The sequence below is a fragment of the Shewanella marinintestina genome (assembly GCF_023283845.1).
Classification (GTDB): domain Bacteria; phylum Pseudomonadota; class Gammaproteobacteria; order Enterobacterales; family Shewanellaceae; genus Shewanella; species Shewanella marinintestina.
This window is the reverse complement of sequence record NZ_JAKILC010000001.1, coordinates 311,061-328,797: the sequence shown is the minus strand read 5'-3', so window position 1 is coordinate 328,797 and position 17,737 is coordinate 311,061. Positions and strand designations below refer to the sequence as shown.

At 42.7% G+C, this 17,737-nt stretch carries 13 protein-coding genes; 8 read left to right on the top strand and 5 right to left on the bottom strand.

What is annotated here, in order from left to right:
• Positions 1–58: 58 nt before the first annotated feature.
• Positions 59–2,506 carry an acyl-CoA dehydrogenase FadE gene (gene fadE / locus L2747_RS01490; RefSeq protein WP_248997347.1) on the bottom strand — a complete coding sequence of 816 codons (2,448 nt, stop codon included), beginning with the start codon at positions 2,504–2,506 and terminating at the stop codon, positions 59–61.
• A gap of 239 nt (positions 2,507–2,745) precedes the next feature.
• On the opposite strand from fadE, the gene L2747_RS01485 reads away from it, so the two are divergent.
• The gene (locus tag L2747_RS01485) at positions 2,746–3,531 is read left to right on the top strand and encodes a class II glutamine amidotransferase (RefSeq protein WP_248997346.1); all 786 of its coding nucleotides are present in this window, start codon (positions 2,746–2,748) and stop codon (positions 3,529–3,531) included.
• 230 nt (positions 3,532–3,761) lie between these two features.
• On the opposite strand, the gene L2747_RS01480 is transcribed toward L2747_RS01485, so the two are convergent.
• Together L2747_RS01480 and L2747_RS01475 are read right to left on the bottom strand one after the other, a co-directional pair.
• A complete protein-coding gene (locus L2747_RS01480; protein WP_248997345.1) occupies positions 3,762–4,541 on the bottom strand; it encodes a DUF3108 domain-containing protein in 780 nt (259 codons plus the stop codon).
• 71 nt (positions 4,542–4,612) lie between these two features.
• Positions 4,613–4,966 (bottom strand): MGMT family protein, encoded by a 354-nt coding sequence (locus L2747_RS01475; RefSeq protein WP_248997344.1) that lies wholly within the window; start codon positions 4,964–4,966, stop codon positions 4,613–4,615.
• A gap of 212 nt (positions 4,967–5,178) precedes the next feature.
• Here L2747_RS01475 and L2747_RS01470 point away from each other — a divergent pair, with 212 nt between their 5' ends.
• Positions 5,179–5,850, top strand: coding sequence for a hypothetical protein (locus tag L2747_RS01470; RefSeq protein ID WP_248997343.1), 672 nt, complete (start codon positions 5,179–5,181; stop codon positions 5,848–5,850).
• A 113-nt stretch (positions 5,851–5,963) separates the two neighbouring features.
• Here the strand turns inward: L2747_RS01470 and L2747_RS01465 are convergent, their stop codons facing one another.
• The gene (locus L2747_RS01465; protein ID WP_248997342.1) at positions 5,964–7,682 is read right to left on the bottom strand and encodes an MFS transporter; all 1,719 of its coding nucleotides are present in this window, start codon (positions 7,680–7,682) and stop codon (positions 5,964–5,966) included.
• 255 nt (positions 7,683–7,937) lie between these two features.
• Between L2747_RS01465 and def the strand changes: the two genes are divergently transcribed.
• The 5 genes from def to L2747_RS01440 all read left to right on the top strand — a co-directional run bounded on the left by def (position 7,938) and on the right by L2747_RS01440 (position 15,346).
• Positions 7,938–8,429, top strand: coding sequence for a peptide deformylase (gene def / locus L2747_RS01460; protein ID WP_248997341.1), 492 nt, complete (start codon positions 7,938–7,940; stop codon positions 8,427–8,429).
• 132 nt (positions 8,430–8,561) lie between these two features.
• The gene (locus tag L2747_RS01455; RefSeq protein ID WP_248997340.1) at positions 8,562–9,800 is read left to right on the top strand and encodes a hypothetical protein; all 1,239 of its coding nucleotides are present in this window, start codon (positions 8,562–8,564) and stop codon (positions 9,798–9,800) included.
• Between the two features lie 43 nt (positions 9,801–9,843).
• Complete coding sequence (locus tag L2747_RS01450; RefSeq protein ID WP_248997339.1) at positions 9,844–11,490, top strand: Y-family DNA polymerase; 1,647 nt, start codon at positions 9,844–9,846, stop codon at positions 11,488–11,490.
• Entirely contained in the window at positions 11,490–14,786 is a 3,297-nt protein-coding gene (locus tag L2747_RS01445) for an error-prone DNA polymerase (protein WP_248997338.1), read from the top strand. The genes L2747_RS01450 and L2747_RS01445 overlap by 1 nt, the downstream gene beginning before the upstream one ends.
• Positions 14,787–14,863: 77 nt before the next feature.
• On the top strand, positions 14,864–15,346 hold the full coding sequence (locus L2747_RS01440) for a DTW domain-containing protein (RefSeq protein ID WP_248997337.1): 483 nt from the start codon (positions 14,864–14,866) through the stop codon (positions 15,344–15,346).
• Between the two features lie 122 nt (positions 15,347–15,468).
• Here the strand turns inward: L2747_RS01440 and trhA are convergent, their stop codons facing one another.
• The gene (gene trhA, locus L2747_RS01435) at positions 15,469–16,164 is read right to left on the bottom strand and encodes a PAQR family membrane homeostasis protein TrhA (RefSeq protein ID WP_248997336.1); all 696 of its coding nucleotides are present in this window, start codon (positions 16,162–16,164) and stop codon (positions 15,469–15,471) included.
• A 248-nt stretch (positions 16,165–16,412) separates the two neighbouring features.
• On the opposite strand from trhA, the gene L2747_RS01430 reads away from it, so the two are divergent.
• Positions 16,413–17,594 (top strand): hypothetical protein, encoded by a 1,182-nt coding sequence (locus tag L2747_RS01430; RefSeq protein WP_248997335.1) that lies wholly within the window; start codon positions 16,413–16,415, stop codon positions 17,592–17,594.
• The last annotated feature ends 143 nt before the right edge of the window (positions 17,595–17,737 follow it).

The following is a 17,737-nucleotide window of genomic DNA, read 5'->3' as shown; positions in this document are numbered from 1 at the left end:
GGTATAAAAAAAGGCTTAAGTTAATACTTAAGCCTTTTCTATGCGCTCGGTTTAGCAATTATGCGGCTTGCACCTGCTTTGCATATTCAAGAGTACGTGCTTTTAGTTCTTCAGGGTCAAAGTCATCAACATTAATTGACTTCATTCGACCAATCTCAGCGCGCTCAAGCAGGGCTATTTCAGACTCGCTCAATACACCAAGTGCTTTACCTTCTGCTGCGATTTTATCAAGCCACATAAAAGGAAGGCGTTTGCCAGCCGCTTTACAGACTTTGTCGTAAATAGGCTCTGACGCCAAGATATCTTTGAAGGTTTCTTCTTGAATACCTACAGCATTATGCTCGCTTGGCGTCCAGAATTGACCTTTACCTAAACGGTCACGACTGGCACAAGGCGTTTGCATAATTTTAGCAACCTTGTGGTCAAGCACATCGCTTGGGCGCTTAAGTGGGCGGCCAAATGGGAAGATCACTGCACGTAGTCCAATACCTAAGCCCATAGGGAAGTTATCCAGTAACTCATCGAGTGAAGATTGTAGTTTATACAATGAATCTTCAACCGCCCACTGCACTAATGGTAGATCTTCAGTTAAACGGCCTTCATCTTCGTAACGTTTAAGCGTCGCTGAGGCAAGGTAGAGTTGACTGAGTAAGTCACCAAGGCGCGCTGAAATACGCTCTTTACGCTTAAGGTTGCCACCTAGAGTTGCCATGGCAAGATCCGATAACAGCGCTAAATTGGCACTAAAACGGTTCATTTGTTGATAGTAGCGTTTAGTTTTATCTGAATAGGGCGCATTAGAGAAACGGCTAGAGGTTAGGCCCATCCAGAAACTACGAACTAGGTTGCTGGTGGTAAATCCAATGTGGCCAAAGATAGCTGCATCAAAGTCACGTAAGCCTTTGTTTGCATCAGGATCAAACGCCGATTCCATTTCTGCTAATACATATGGATGGCAGCGAATTGCACCTTGACCATAAATAATCATTGAACGGGTAAGAATGTTGGCACCCTCTACGGTAATCGCAATAGGTGCTGCTTGATAACCGCGACCTAAATAGTTGTTCGGGCCTAAGCACACACCTTTACCGCCGTGAATATCCATGGCATCGATAACGCACTTTTGCATTCTATCGGTGAGGTGATATTTGACGATGGCAGAAATCACCGATGGTTTCTCACCAAGGTCGATACCCGTTGTTGTTAAAGAGGTTACCGCATCCATTAGGTAAGCGTTACCGCCAATACGTGCCATTGGCTCTTCAATACCTTCTAGTTTACCGATAGGCAGCTTGAACTGACGACGAATACGGGCGTAGGCGCCGGTTGCGAGTGCTGCAGTTTTAATGCCGCCAGCAGAGTTTGATGGCAGAGTAATACCACGGCCAACAGATAAACATTCTACGAGCATTCTCCAGCCTTGGCCGGCCATTTCGGCGCCGCCAATAATAAAGCTAAGTGGTACAAAGACATCATTACCGCGGGTAGGGCCATTTTGGAACATACAGTTAAGTGGGAAGTGACGGCGACCTGTTTCCACACCTTCAATATCAGTCGGAATAAGGGCGCAGGTAATACCTAAATCTTCTTGATTACCCAGTAATTGATCTGGGTCGCGAAGTTTAAATGCAAGACCAAGAACAGTCGCTACAGGGGCAAGGGTAATGTAACGCTTGTTCCAAGTGAGCTTCATCCCTAGAACTTCTTCACCTTCCCATTCGCCTTTACACACAATACCGAAATCAGGAATTGCGCCTGCATCACTACCTGCTTCTGGGCTAGTTAAGGCAAAACAAGGCACTTCTAATCCTTGCGCTAGGCGGGGGAGATAATGGTCTTGCTGAGCTTTAGTACCGTAATGCTGTAGTAGTTCACCTGGGCCTAAAGAGTTAGGTACACCAACCGTTGATGCTAATTCGCTGCTTAAACCTGCAAGCTTTTGCAGTACACGAGACTGGGCATAAGCTGAATATTCTAAACCGCCGTATTTCTTTTTAATGATCATAGCAAAGAAGCCATGGTCTTTTAAGTATTGCCAAATTTCTTCAGGTAAATCACCTAATTCATGAGAAACCTGATGTTGGTTTAACATGCGGCAAACTTCTTCTACCGGACCGTCAAGAAATGCTTGTTCTTCAGCACTTAATGTCGCCTTAGGGTAGTTGTGGAGTTTATTCCAGTCTGGCTTGCCTGCAAATAGGTCTGCTTCCCACCAAGTTGTTCCTGCTTCAATCGCTTCTTTTTCAGTAGAAGACATTTCAGGCATGATCCCGCGATACACTTTAAGCAATGGTCGCGTGATCATATTTTGTCTAAAGGAGCTGACATTAAGGGGCAGAGCAATAGCTAGAAAAACTAGCCAAAGTATTGCACTTGCATTGCCGATACCTGTACCTATTGCTAATACAATAGCGGTGCCTAGGGTGGCGGTAAGCAGAGAGACTCTGAGATAAGCAAAAGCACCTATCGCCACAATCATTGCCAAAATCCAAAGTAGGGTCGTCACTGTTATTCTCCTTGTGTGCGTGACCTAAAGTTGACCTAAAGGCACTTGTTTTGGTGCTACCTCACAATTATAGTGCGTGGTCAGACCTGTGTCTCATAAAATTAAACCTTAGTGGATTTTTATACAAGCATTTTTCAAACAAATGTTTAAATTAATTGCAACGCTTTATGATTCCACAAAGCTGAACAAGTGGTTAGAATGATAGATATTAAGTAGTAGATAGAACGGGATTAAGATTAATGTGCGAGTTACTGGCCATGAGTGCCAATGTTCCGACAGATATTGTATTTAGCTTTACCGGACTTGCTGAAAGAGGTGGGGTTACCGGGCCGCATGTTGATGGCTGGGGCATTACTTTTTATGAAGGCAAGGGCAATCGAACCTTTAAAGATGCCCGCCCGAGCAGTGAATCCCATGTTGCACAGCTTATAAAATCCTACCCGATAAAAAGTGAAGTGGTGGTAAGCCATATCCGCCAAGCAAACCGAGGTTGCGTGTCACTTGAAAATACTCACCCGTTTACTCGTGAGTTGTGGGGGCAATACTGGACCTATGCTCATAATGGTCAGCTAAGTGATTATGAAGATAAGTTTATTGCCAAACGCTTTACCGCTGTGGGTGACACTGACAGTGAAATGGCGTTTTGTTGGATCATGGACAAAGTTGTCGAAAAATTCGGTGATAAAGGGCCAAATGATCGTGTCGCCGTATATCATTACATTTCAACGTTGGCTGATGAAATTCGCGCTTTAGGTGTGTTTAACATGATATTAAGTGATGGTGAGCATTTAATGAGTTATTGCAGTAATAACCTATGCTATATCACGCGCCGCGCACCGTTTGGCAAAGCAAAATTGATAGATACCGATGTGGTGATTGATTTTGATAAAGAAACCACACCTAATGATATTGTTACCGTGATTGCAACTCGCCCCTTGACGAAAAATGAGCAATGGAACGTGCTGAGTCCAGGAGAGTGGAAGTTATTTAAAAAAGGTGAGTTAGTTAGCTCTTCTGTGAGTTAGTCTTTGAATAGGTTTTGAGCTACTTTTGAATAAGTTTTTAACTAGCCTTTAAATTAGCCTTGTACGGTAAAGATACACAATTAAAAAGCTCGTTAAGTGATACTTAGCGAGCTTTTTGTTTTATATGTTTGGCAGGCAGATAAAGCGACTAAAACTGCTTAGTTCGCTTAGTTCGCTTAGTTCGCTTAGTTCGCTTAGTTCGCTTAGTTCGCTTAGTTCGCTCAGTTTAGCTACCCTTGCTTATTACTCTCAAGCGGAACACTTTCATTGTTTAATGCTTGTGTTGTGGTGGTTGTAGGGGTAAATCGATAGTTGAGTAACTTGATGTCTAATTGTTTACTGCCTTTTTCAAAATGAGATAGGCGGATAGGTAAGTAACTTAGATCGGGCGCCATCCAAAAAAAAGTTTGCCGCTTTTTGCTGTCACGTACCACTTCAAACTTGATGGTTTGATAGCTGCCACTGTCGATATTGACACGTTCTTTACCTACTATTTTAAAATTATAGTCATCAATTTCGCCTTCTTTGACCATGCTGTAATGTAATGCTTCTTTGTTGGCTTCCATATCGAGCCTAAACTGTAGCTGCACCATTAAAGGATCAAACAATTCCGTGTCGTAAGGGAATTTAGCTCGTTCTCCTTTATAGCGGCTATGCACTACATTTTGCCCTTTAGCAAAGGCGGCTTGTTCCCGAAACCCTGGCCCTGTGCCTGTTCGCTCAACAGAGTAACGCATTGGTACAAGGTGATCCGTGCCTTCGAGTGTAAACTCACTGCGAATATGGCGCTGATCAGAGAGCATCAATAAACCGACATCACTGTCAAAGCGGTATTTAAATAAGTTGCCTTCAGGAGCTTCAAGAATATAGCGGGCGCGACCTAACTCAATACTGCCGTAATAGACTTCATACTCTGCAGTATGTGGCGTCAGTGCCGTTGGCGCTGCAAGCGTTGTATGGCTTGTAATTAATAAGCTGACAGCAGCTAATATAGGGAAGTGTTTAAACAAAGGCAGCTCCTTTGATAATGCTGTGGATTAAATAAATATTTTCGATTGCATCTGTTTATTTAGGTAAAACATTAAAATGGCATTGATAGCACCAATGTTGCCATATCGGGACGCCATTCATACTCAGATAATTTAACTTTTCCGCGATTAACGATGACCTCTTCGCTTCGTAGTCGCTGCATCTGCTCTATAAACCCCTCACTATGTTCAGCAAAAGAGATTCTTCCTTGACTATTAATGACTCTGTGCCAAGGCAGTCCAAGTTCAGAGGGAGCTGACTTTAGCGCTTTTGATACATAGCGAGCCCGCCCAGGGAGACCAGCTAAGTCCGCGACTTTACCGTATGAACACACTTTACCTTTAGGGATCATAGACACAATATGCCATATTTGCGTCATTGGTGAAGGTTTACTGACTTGATGCATAAATTTTATCTCTTAAGCATTACGTTAAATTTTAATGGTGATGAGATCAACAAACCAGTGGTTTAGTGTTCAATACACGCTAACTTCACGTTGCAGCTGTTAACTGCTTGGGCTAATGTTCTTTCTGAGTTATGCGCTTGTAATATAAAGTAAAAGCTCTTGCTGATAGTTAGCGCTAAAGTAATAATAGCGCTTTTTTGACGGTATATATAATGTCAGTAAAGGCTTTACGTCCTTTTATAGGGTCTTTGTTATTACTCTCAGTGGTATCAGCGCCTGTTTTGGCGAATGATTTTCGTCATATCGCTGACCCCTTAAATCTCAATACTTCACTCTATATTGGTTTTGACGACGATACCTTTAAACTCGGTGGTAGTTTTGCAACGAGCCATCAAAAGTTTTCAGCTAATAGCAATTTCGATGGCGATAAATGGCACTTAGGTTACCTGTATTCAACAAGTGAAGTGAACTTTAGAGCTTCAGTCGATCACGGTAAAACAGATACCCCTCAAGGTAAAGCTAACCATTACCAATATCAAATGGGTTTAATGACGGAGCACCAAGGCTGGCTATCAACGCAGGTCTTTACCGAAGTCGCAGTGAATCATCTTGCTGTTAAATCTTATAAAGACAGCACGGCTGCCAATGCAAGCATGACGATATTAAAGCCGATGACTGAGCATTGGTATAGTGAGCTTTATGTTCAAGGTAACGCTGGCATTGATGGTGTTGAGCGTTATGACGCTAGAAGTTGGTTGGCACTTGGCTATCAAATTAACCCACAGTGGTCTTGGGTGATTCGCTACCAATATGACTGGGAAAAATTAGAGCAAATTGAAAACGAAGATACCCAGTGGGTATTTGCTATCCGTTCGCAGTTCTAATTTCTATGCTGTAACTTTGATGTTAGCTATATTTTAAAGCCCATATTGATAATCAATATGGGCTTTTTGTTGGGCGATAACGCCTACATCAGTTCTGTGTAAAGCTTATAACACTAATTGATTTCAGCCAGCTCAAGCTCGTTATCCTCAGCTTGTGGCGTTGTACCAAACTTATGAAATAGCACCAAACCTAACGCCGTTAATAGACCTAACGTACCTATGATGTACCACATAAGGTCGGGTCTATCAGCGCCTTTAGCCACTTCAGAATATAAATAGCCCGATAATGGTCCTGCTAATAAAAAACCAATCGCTGAAGAGACAAAATAATAGCCCATAAACATGGCTTTTTTGTCATTAGGCGCAAAGCTTGCCACATACTCTTGGCTTTTAGGTGAGGCCACCATTTCGCCAATTGAAAAAACGAGAATTGAAGTAAGCACCATCGCTCCGCCCATAATTGCGCCGTGGGCAATACCGCCAATAGCTGTGCCAAGAGCCAGAATTATGGTACCGCCAACCAAAACGGGCAGCGCTTGGAAACGTTCTACAAAACGGCTGATCATCAATTGCATGACCACAATGGATAAGAAGTTCAGTCCAATTAGATACTCAGGATTAACTTGCCGATATTCGCTTGCCCAAGTTTGTGCGTATTGCGCCGCAATTGTTGGGGTTTGCGCTATAGCGGTTAATGCTTGGCTTATTTCAGTGGTAGGTACCATGACTTTAGTGTGCACCAGTTCAAAGTAAGCTTGTTTAGCATTGAGTGTGCCGTTAGCTACCTCACTGCTTAAGCGAGTGAGTTCTGATTGCAATAAATTAATATCCACAGGTGCAAAAAATTGCAGTAGATCAGGGTAAGGCGCAAGCATCAATACCAGATCAGAGGTATCAACAAAGTCACGTATATAAATAGGTAGAGTAATAAAGATTTGCTGATACACCATCCACATGCCAGATAAAATCAGCAAGTAAATCACAAAGGGTTTATTACCTAAACTGACTTTTTGAGCGTACCAAGGGGCTTGTTTTTTAGTTGAGGCGAGTTTGTCCCAGATGATATGTGCCGTAAACCAGACTGCATAGATGATGAGGGTCGCTTCTCCAGTGATCCACTTAGCGCCATAAGACAGTAAGATGATAAGGGTGCCAAAGAATAAAATCGCAAAGCGAGCGTTGCCTAAAACTTCTTGGATATCTTTAAATACTGCTTTAAGAGGCTTGCCTTGTTGCTGGTTTTGATCCGTCGGCTCTTTATAAAAGAAATAAGCAGGGATAAAGTTAATCGCGATCCAAAACGCAGACATGATAAATACCCAGTCCCAGCTAATCGCTCTAACATAACCTGCAATGAACGGACCTAAGAAGCCACCAATATTGACCATCATGTAGAATATGCCAAAGCCTAAGCCTCGGTTAGTGTCATCAGTCGTGCGTGCCACAGTGCCGGTCACGACAGGCTTAAAGCAGGCTGCACCAACTGCAACGCCCATAAAAGCGACAAAAAATCCCATAAAAGTATCGACTTGGCCGAGAAGATAATAACTCGGACACATAATCGCGTAGGCAACAAGGAACATCTTTCGATAGCCATATCTATCAGCGAGGGCGCCCGTTAATACCGGAAATAAGTACAGAAAAAAGGGGATCATGCCTTGCAATAGCCCGCGTTCTTGCTCTGAAAACCCTAAACCACCTTGGTTTTGCGGCGAGGTCATATATAAAGATGATAAGGCAAAAAAACCATACCAGGCTAAGCGTTCAAAGATCTCCATCGTATTGGCAACGAAGAACGTAGGGGGCAGCGCTGTGCGTCCTGCAGAGGTCATATTATTCCTGTATATTTTATACAAATTTAAATCATGCTATCACATGTTAATAAAAAGTGGAGTAAATTGTGTGAAGTGGAAACGAATTAGTAGGCTTATATAGGGAGGACTGATGGCTAAATTGAGCTTGTTACTGAGCTAATCCCCCCTTGTAGCCTAGGGATTACAGACTTTAAATAGAACTCGAGATTGCCTTTATTGGCGATTCGGTCATAATAGCGCGAATTTTTTAGTTAACATTAGTGTGATAAGAATATGGCAGTGTTAGACATCTTAACGATCCCCGATGAGCGCTTAAAGCGTAAAGCTGTGCCAGTAACTGATATTGCGTCAGTACAAGGCTTTATCGACGATCTAATTGAAACTATGTATGACACCGAAGACGGTATCGGTTTAGCAGCGACTCAGGTTGGTAGTTTGCATGCTATTTTAGTTATCGACTTATCTGAAGAGCGTGATCAGCCAATGGTGTTGATTAACCCTGAAATCGTTGAGTCTCGTGGTGAGTATCAAGGTGAAGAAGGTTGCCTATCTATTCCTGGCTATCGCGCTAAAGTAAACCGCCATGAAGGGGTTAAAGTCAGTGCATTAGATCGTGACGGTAAAGCGTTTGAAATAGATACTGATGAATTTTTAGCGATCGTTCTACAACATGAAATGGACCATCTTAATGGTATCGTGTTTACCGATCATCTTTCTATGCTGAAGCAACAAGTCGCATTGAAGAAAGTAAAAAAGTACAAGTAAGCATTCAGTTAGCCACGTTACCTAATCAGTAATAACGCGGCGCTAAATTAAGCACTTAAGCGCTCCTCTCTAAGAGGAGCGCTTTTTTTTGCAGCCAAGATCTCTTGCGATCTAATCAAAGATAACTATACTGTGTTTTTATACAGTGTTTATTGGGCCGTTGAATATGCTCGCTCAGCCTTAAGCAAACGAATGCTAAATGGCAAGATGAGAGGTGAAGAGCTGGTCGACGAAATTAGGTGCATGATGATGAGTTACGCTACAGCATTAACTGCGGATGAATTAAAGGAGGCAAATATTGCTGCTCAGCAGCAAATTAATCAGCGTTCAAGCAGTGAGCTAAAAGTAAAGCTGCCGCTAGCCAATTTACTTGAGCGACAAGATCTCTGGTTAGGCGAGCAATGGCAGCATCAGAGCGAGGCTTATTGCACTGGCTTTTCGCTGCTCAATAAGCACTTGGCTGATAATGGTTGGCCTAAACAAGGTGTATGTGAGTGTTTATACGATAATCCCGGCCAAGGCGAGTTAACGCTAGTATTACCCTTATTACAGCAACTGATTGGTAAAGGTGTTGTATCGCAAACGTTTGCTTCAGAGCAGGACTCTGAAGCTAGCAAGACATGCGCAGCTGATACAAACCATGTAGAGTCATTAGTCATGCTGGTTGCGCCGCCTTATATTCCTAATCCTCAAGCGCTTGAATTACAGGGTGTGGAGGTTGAGCGTTTAATTTGGATTGATAGCAGCGATAGAAAAGAGCAGTTATGGTCCATAGAGCAGGCATTGAGTAGTGGCGCTGTACCTCTCGTGTTGGCGTGGCTGGATTATTTATCTATTACAGAGTCGAGACGACTGCAGCTCGCCGCAGAAAAAGGCCAAGCATTGTGTCTATTATATTTACCAAACAAGTTGGCTGATAACGCGCATCCAGTTAATTTACGCTTAACGCTTAAACGTTCGTATTTCCGCCGTAATCAAATGAACACTAAAGCGATTTCCAATGAGCAAGCTCATTCTAATAAACAGCTTAAAGAGCAAACTCAAGTTAAAGCTAAAGATCAGCCCCAGCCTAAAAAGAGTGTAAATGCTAATAATGTTAATGCCATTAGGGCAGTGGAACGCTGTGGCGATAGCTGCATTAATATTATTAAGCGCAGGGGCGGTTGGCCGAGTAAAGCATTTAGTTTGTCGTTACTGCCACCCCATTTAAAAGAAAGCTTACTTGGGACGCCCGACTATTTAACGCATAAGCTATCAGCAGAAGCGTTAGTTGCTAGTGTTCCTCAAAGAAGAACAATCGTTAAAGACCTGCCAATAGAACAGACACTCAAGCTTAGTATCGTCGATAACATTGCTCATGCAGCGCCTTAATTTATTGGGTTCTAACTGAACAATAACTGCCGAGAAAATCAATATGTTATGGCTTGCAGCTTATTATCCTCAATGGGCATTTCAATATCTTAGGTATTTACATCAACAGCAATCTACTGATGGCTGTGTGTTATTTGAGCCTAAGTCATTACAAGTATTAGCCTGTGATCACAGTGCAATACAATCAGGAATTCGCTGTGGCATGAGTATTAGCACTGCGCAAAGCTTATTGGCTGAAGTGGTACTGATAGAGTTTGACGCTCATGTGACTCAACAAGCTTCTGACTGGCTCTGTCAGTGGAGTTATGCGTTTAGCGCCCGAGTTGCGCCGTTGCATTGCTCGCTAGCCGCTCAATATGCCAAACAGGAACTGACTAATGACGGTGCTGTATTTAACCAAAGCTTGGTTAAAAAAGCAGGCAAGTTCTCAGTGAATGAGTTTGTTGATGACTGCTTGGTGTTAGAAGTTAGCTCCATGGGGTTAGTGTTTGATGGCATTGACAATCTGGTTCAACAATATGGGCAAAAGGCTTTAGCACTAGGGCTAGACGTACAGCTTGCGATTGCTGAAACACCACTAGCAGCACAGCTTTTAGCGCTGCAAGCACCGATATTTAGTTCCTTATCCGATAGCTTGAATAAGGTTTTTCTTGAACAAGGTTATCAGAGTAATGAAAAAGCATCAGAGCTTGAACAGCAAGCGGAGCTGCAAAACCGTTATTTACAACATGAACATAATTGTTTGTTGCTAGATACTCTGCCGATTAAGGCTTTACCGGTATCAAACTATTTATCCGAGGCATTTGTTAATATGGGTTTGCATACGCTATCTATGTTAACCGCATTACCCGAAAAAGATCTTGGTCAGCGCTTTGGTAAACCTTTATTACAGTTACTGGCTAAGATCAGTGGCAAGCTACCCCAGCCAATGCCGTATTTTGAGCCTGCTAGCCATTATCAGCAAAAACTGACCTTACTCTATGAAGTTGAGTCTATGCCGGGAATCATCTTCCCGCTAAGGCGAATGTTAGATGATCTCGCCAGTTATTTAGTGCAGCGTCAATGGGCACTGCAAACGCTGAGTTTAAGTTTAGGTTATCGTGACCGAGAGTTAGCGCCTTTAGAACTGACAATTTACTATCCCTTCGCTGAACATAGAAGCGCCGAACTGCTTAGTTTATGCCGTATGCAACTTGAGCGTGTGACCTTATATCAGCCAGTGGTTGAACTGTGTATTTATGCCAATAAATTTGCGCCAATTACTCAAGGGCAAACTCATTTACTCACTCATGCAAAAGCTGGAAAAAGCGATGCCGGCCGCTACTTGTTATCGAGCTTACAAGCGCGGCTTGGCAGCGATAAAGTTAAAGGTATTGCGTCAGTCTCTGAGCACTTACCTGAGCATAGTTGGCAAAGTACAACACTTAACAGTATTGGCAAGGTACAAACTAGGCAGCAGGAACATACTTTGTCGTTTGGGGCTTGCAGACCTTTTTGGCTACTTGCTCAGCCTGAGGTCATTGCTAGAACAGAGTTTGAATTATTGAAAGGACCTGAGCGATTACAAACCCATTGGTGGCAGCAAGCTTACTATTGCCGAGACTATTACATTGCTAGTCATGTTGATGGTGGGCTGTGCTGGGTTTACCAAGAGCAAGAGGGCTTCTATCTACATGGATGGTTTAGCTAATGTATGCAGAGCTACACGCTATTTCAAACTATAGTTTTTTAAGGGGAGCCTCTCATCCTCATGAGCTCGTGGAGCAAGCGGCAAAGCTAGGTTATAAGGCAATCGCGATAACTGATGAATGCTCGTTTGCAGGCATAGTCAAAGCCCATGAAGCGGCCAAAAAGCATCAAATCCGTTTATTAGTCGGCGCGGAGTTTCGCCTAGCTGAAGGCGTATTTGTATTCTTGGCTAAAAACCGTAAAGGCTATGGGCAAATAAGTCAGCTTATCACCTCATCCCGTCGCCGAGCAGAAAAGGGCGCTTATCAGCTGCAGTTTACTGAGCTTTTAAATGGATTAGATGAGTGTATTTTATTGTGGCAGCCTCAGCCTCTGGGGCAAGCATTGGAATCAACTGCCCAAGTAGCGAGTCAGTTGCAGGCATATCAAGCGCAGTGTTTGACTATTGCTCAAGCATTAGTTTCAGCATTTGCTGAGCGTTGTTACTTATTAATGGAGCGAAGCTTACTGGCTGGTGAAGCATTAAAGCTGCAGTTATGGCAATCACTAGCGGATAACTTACAGATTGAATGCGTAGCTGCAGGTAATGTGCGTATGCATTGTGAGCAGCGACAAAAGCTGCAAGATGTGCTGACTTGTATTCGCTACGCCACTCAATTAGAGCAAGCTGGTGCGTTGTTACTCGCAAACACAGAAACGGCATTAAAACCGTTAAATGCGATTGCTAAGCGGTACCCTAAAGCTTGGATTGATAACAGCTTAGTGATAGCACGGCAGTGTGACTTCAGTTTAGATGAACTGAGATACGAATATCCAAGTGAAGTGGTTCCTAGCAACGTCACTGCGAGTGAATATTTAGCTGCTGAAGTTGAAAAGGGCGCGAATTGGCGTTTTAACCACAAGATCCCTGTATTGGTTAAGCTGCAATATTTAAAAGAGTTGCTGTTAATTAAAGAGATGCAGTATGAGTATTTCTTTTTAACCATTTACGACATAGTTCAGTTTGCTAAATCACAGAATATTTTACATCAAGGCCGAGGCTCGGCGGCTAATTCAGTTGTGTGTTATTGCTTAGGGATCACCGAAGTTGACCCAACTAAAGTCAATATGCTGTTTGAGCGCTTTGTGTCTAAAGAGCGTAATGAACCGCCTGATATTGACGTCGATTTTGAGCATGAGCGCCGCGAAGAGATCATCCAGTATATTTATAGTAAGTACGGCCGCGAACGTGCAGCACTTGCCGCTACGGTGATCAGCTATCGCTTTAAAAGTGCCATGGGCGACGTCGGTAAAGCCTTAGGTATAGACAGACAACATATTGAGCATATGCTGCATAGTATTGATCGGCGCGATATTGAGTTTGATTGGCTAAGCCAATTAGAGGCTAAAGGCTTGGTGCCAAAAGAGGGCATTGGTCAGTATTTTTTGCCTTTGGTACAAGAAATTCTAGGGTTTCCTCGGCACCTCTCTCAGCATGTGGGCGGATTTATTATCTCATCAGGGCCATTAAGTGAGTTGGTGCCAGTTGAAAACGCTGCAATGGCTGATAGAACGGTTATTCAGTGGGATAAAGATGATTTAGAAAGTTTAGGCCTGCTAAAAGTCGATGTGTTGGCTTTAGGCATGTTAACTGCTATTCGAAAATGCTTTGAGCTTATTACTCATTCTCAGACTCAGGCCCAGACTAATACTCAAAACCAAACTTGCGATAATCTTTCACTGCAAAACTATCATAGTTTAGATAATAGTTTAGAGCCTTACCAAAGTCAGCAAGTTAAAGCATTTTCAATGGCAGATATTTGTTGGGAGCAAGCTGAGGTGTACCAAATGCTACAACAAGGAGATAGCATTGGCGTGTTTCAAGTGGAGTCGCGGGCGCAAACCTCAATGCTGCCAAGGCTCAAACCTAAATGCTATTACGATTTAGTGGTGCAAATAGCGATTGTTCGTCCGGGTCCAATTCAAGGCGATATGGTGCACCCTTACTTAAGGCGTCGAGACGGGTTAGAGAAGGTGAGTTACCCAAGTACTGAGGTTGAATCCGTTTTATCGCGCACTATGGGGGTGCCGATTTTTCAGGAACAAGTGATTCAATTAGCTATGGTGGCTGCGGGCTTTTCTGGCGGTGAAGCCGACCAATTAAGGCGTGCGATGGCAAGCTGGAAACGTTCGGGAGAGTTACAACAGTTTGAAGAAAAACTGTTAAATGGCATGCAGAGCCGTGGTTATTCGACAGAGTTTGCCGAGCAAGTTTACCGGCAAATAAAAGGCTTCGGTGAATATGGTTTTCCAGAGTCACACTCTGCAAGCTTTGCGCTACTTGCTTATGTGTCAGCGTATTTAAAATACCACTATCCGGCGGCATTTTGTTGTGCGTTACTTAATAGTCAACCTATGGGTTTTTATAGTCCGTCGCAGTTAATTCAAGATGTGAAACGACACGGTGTAAAGGTGCTACCAGTTTGCATCAATCAAAGTCAGTGGCAGCACAGTTTAGAGTCTGATGAAAATGGTGTGCAGCAGCTACGGTTGGGCTTTAGATTAGTGAAAGGACTCAACCAAAAAGAGTGTGCTCGACTTGTAGAGTTAAGGCCAGAGCAAGGGTTTCATCAGCTTGAGCAGATCTATCAATTAGGTATTGCCCGCCATGAACTTGAAACCTTGGCGAGTGCAAATGCATTTGTAAATCTTGCAGGGCATAGACACCAAGTTCGTTGGCAGTTGTCGGCTTGTCAGCAGAGTTTGCCGCTGTTTGCTGCCGATGAACTCGAGCAACTAAATAAGTATACCAAGGGAGAGAGTAAACGGATAACAGCTGATTTGATTAACAAGCATCAGGTCACGCCTCAGTTAGCTGCACCTACAACTGCTGAGTCTATGCAAGCTGATTATGCTTATACAGGTGTTACATTAGGCGAGCACCCGATGGCAATGCTTAGAGCAAAGCCTAGCTCATATCAATCCTGTTTGCGTCACTGCTTAACCGCTGAACAACTTGATAATTGTCGCTGTGGTCAAGTCGTGACAGTGGCAGGGCTGGTGGTTGGTCGGCAAAGGCCAGGGACTGCATCGGGGGTGACATTTATCACCTTGGAAGATGAAACTGGTAATGTAAACCTTGTTGTTTGGAGTGCTACAGCAAGGGCTCAGCGCCAAGCGTATTTAGTGTCAAAAGTCATGAAAGTGAGCGGTGTTTTAGAGAGACAATCTGGTGTGACTCATGTTGTTGCTGGCAAGCTTGAGGACATATCCCATGAACTGGATAAGTTATCGATTCGTTCTCGAGACTTTCATTGAGACTAGTCTGCATTAGGCCCATTTTGGGTATATACTGCAACCGTGTTTTACATATTACAGATTAAAGAGCCACTGCTGTGCACGTTATACTTTTAACCCATGAACGCGAAGCCACTCGTCCAACTAATACAGGTAATATTGCCCTTAAATTTGCAGGCGAGCATTGTGAGCGAATTATTTGGTCACGTGTTAATCCAGCCCCGGCATTATTAGATAAATTAGCTCTGCCCGGTACCGCTCTTTTATTCCCTAATGATGCTACCAATGGGCAAGAAGCTATAGGTGGGCAAGCAAACGAAGTCAAAGCGCTTCCAGAGACTTTGATAATCTTAGATGCTACATGGCAAGAAGCACGTAAAATGTTACGCCAGAGCCCATATTTGAAAACAGCACGCACTTATTCATTAACTGAAACCGCTAAATCAGAGTTTACTTTGCGCCGTAACCAAATCGAAGGGGGGTTATGTACGCTAGAGTGCATTATCGAATTGTTTAAGAAAGCGAATATGGATGTACCTGCGCAATGTTTACAAGCTGAATTTCAACAGTTCTGCGAGTAATTCATCACAAGCTCATTGTCATTATTGATTACCAATGAATAAGGCGCCGTTAGCGCCTTATGATTAAAGATGAAACTTTATGAGTAACAAAGAGATTTAGGTTTACTCGTCATTTATAGATATTAAATCACGGTCAGATAAATACACAAGAAATGACAAACAGCCCCAGCTAACACAAACAAATGCCAAATAGCATGATTAAAGGGGATCTTCTTAGCCACGTAAAATATCACGCCTAAGCTATAAAATAACCCACCACTTATGAGTAAGTTAAAGCCAAGATCTGACATGTTGGCAATTAAATCTTGCATCACAGTCACACAAAGCCAGCCCATAACAAGGTACAGAATTAAGCTAAACGCTTTAAAGCGACCAATAAACAGGGTTTTAAATAATACTCCACCGATAGCGAGTGACCAGATAGCAATTAGCACCCAATCTGCATCACTACTTGTGAGCGTGATAAGCATTAAAGGCGTATAAGTGCCTGCAATCAAAAGGTAAATAGCACAGTGATCGGCAATTTTTAATTTATGCTTTAAAAGTGGTGATGTGGCGCTGTGATACAAGGTTGAGCACAGAAACAATAGAATAAAGCTAGCACAGTAAATAACAACTCCACTTAATTGCACAAAGCTTAAGTGGTCATAGCCCTTTAGCAAGCAAAGGATAAGCCCAACAATACCTATAATGACACCGAGGCCATGACTAATACTGTTAGCAAGTTCTTCTTTAGCGCAGTAATTTGCCACAGTAATTTGCTTCTGTGTTGTAGGAGATGTTTGATTGTCTGAAACTGTCGCTTGTTCTACTGCCATCGTATAAAAGACTTCTGGTTTGACCACAATTAGGTGCAGTGTAACAGTTTTGAATTGAAAAGCTATAGTTTTAGCTAACACGTGTACGCTTAAATTGGTTGGTATTAGACGCTATTATTGGCGGGCTATTATTAGAGTCCTATTATTATTTGGTATTGGTTTTAATTTGTAGAATCCATGTTGAACTAATTTCATTTAGCTTGCTCTAAATTACTGCTAAATAGGGATAATAGGATCAAGTTAACTGCATGACGCAAAAAGTCGATAAAAAGGATTTCAAGACTAAAACTGATTTTAGTCTTAGTGATGTAAAAGGCGTTAAAGCTGGTAGTCACATGGGTGATCAAATCGATAATCACACTGGGCTAAAAAGGCATTTCACGGCATGTTCAGCGACAGAGACAGGCGAAGATGATAGGCTCATTAGCGTATTCTATGGCGCTGAAGATGAACTGGAAACCTGCACTTATCTTGCTCTTCCTTTAAGCTTCGATAAACAAACTAATGCTAATTGTAACAGCAGTTCCTCGCTCAAAAATACCTTTATACTACAAGACTATAATACACCATTGTTGCCGGGAAATACTGTAACGAATGCGTTGCCTAAATCGTATTTGGAAAGATCTCGATTATCACCATTTTCAGTGTTGATTATTAGCGTGTTAATAGTGCATGTTGCCGTCATTTTTGCGATCAATTATTTTTGGGTTAGACCTACTGTGACTGTTAATAAACTTACCGAGACTAAAATTCAATCTTATTTATATCAAGTGCCAAAAGCTGAGCCTCAGATAGAAACTGAGCCTCAGATAGAAACTGAGCCTCTGTTAGAGAGTCGCATGGAGAGTAAGCCAAGTGCTGCAACGCCAATTAAGGATAAGCCTGATGATAAGCTAACTGTCAGTAAACAGGATACGGCAAGGATTAAGCGCACAGAAGTTCAAGAGCCTAGTAAACAAATTAAGTCTGAGCCCAAAACTGACTTATCACTGGCAATTGATGATAAAGCTAAAGTGGCAACTGCATTATCTGCCCCGAGTGCTAATACATCCAAAAACACCTCAGCAAAGCGCTTTACCCAATCTTATCTTGCAAAACAGCGGGCGAATAAACTTGATGAACTGGTCGTAAGTAGCGCGGCTAACTATAGCCAAAAACGCTCGCTTAGTAAGATGGATGGCGAAATGCAGGAACTCGTTTTTCCGGAGATAGATAAGTACAGTAAGGTGGTCACCACCGATCATGTACTGGATCCTAATCGCATCATTAGAAAAGGCGATACTTGCTATCGCATCGTTAAAATTGGCGACCAAATTAACCCTTATGCCGAGACTATCGGTTACCCTTTCAATTGTGGTGGCGACAAGGTTAAAAAAGCAATTAATGAGGCCATCGCTGCTCGACTAGAAAAGCGTATGCTGGGGAAATAATAAAAAATTTGTTTGATAAAAACTCAAGTTGATGACCGTTTACTATAAGGTAGTCACTAAAATCCCTTTAATATCAGTTATTTGGTCTTGGTGGTTAAGTGTTTGACTTCTGGTCTAATAACTTTTTAAGCCCTTGTATCTCA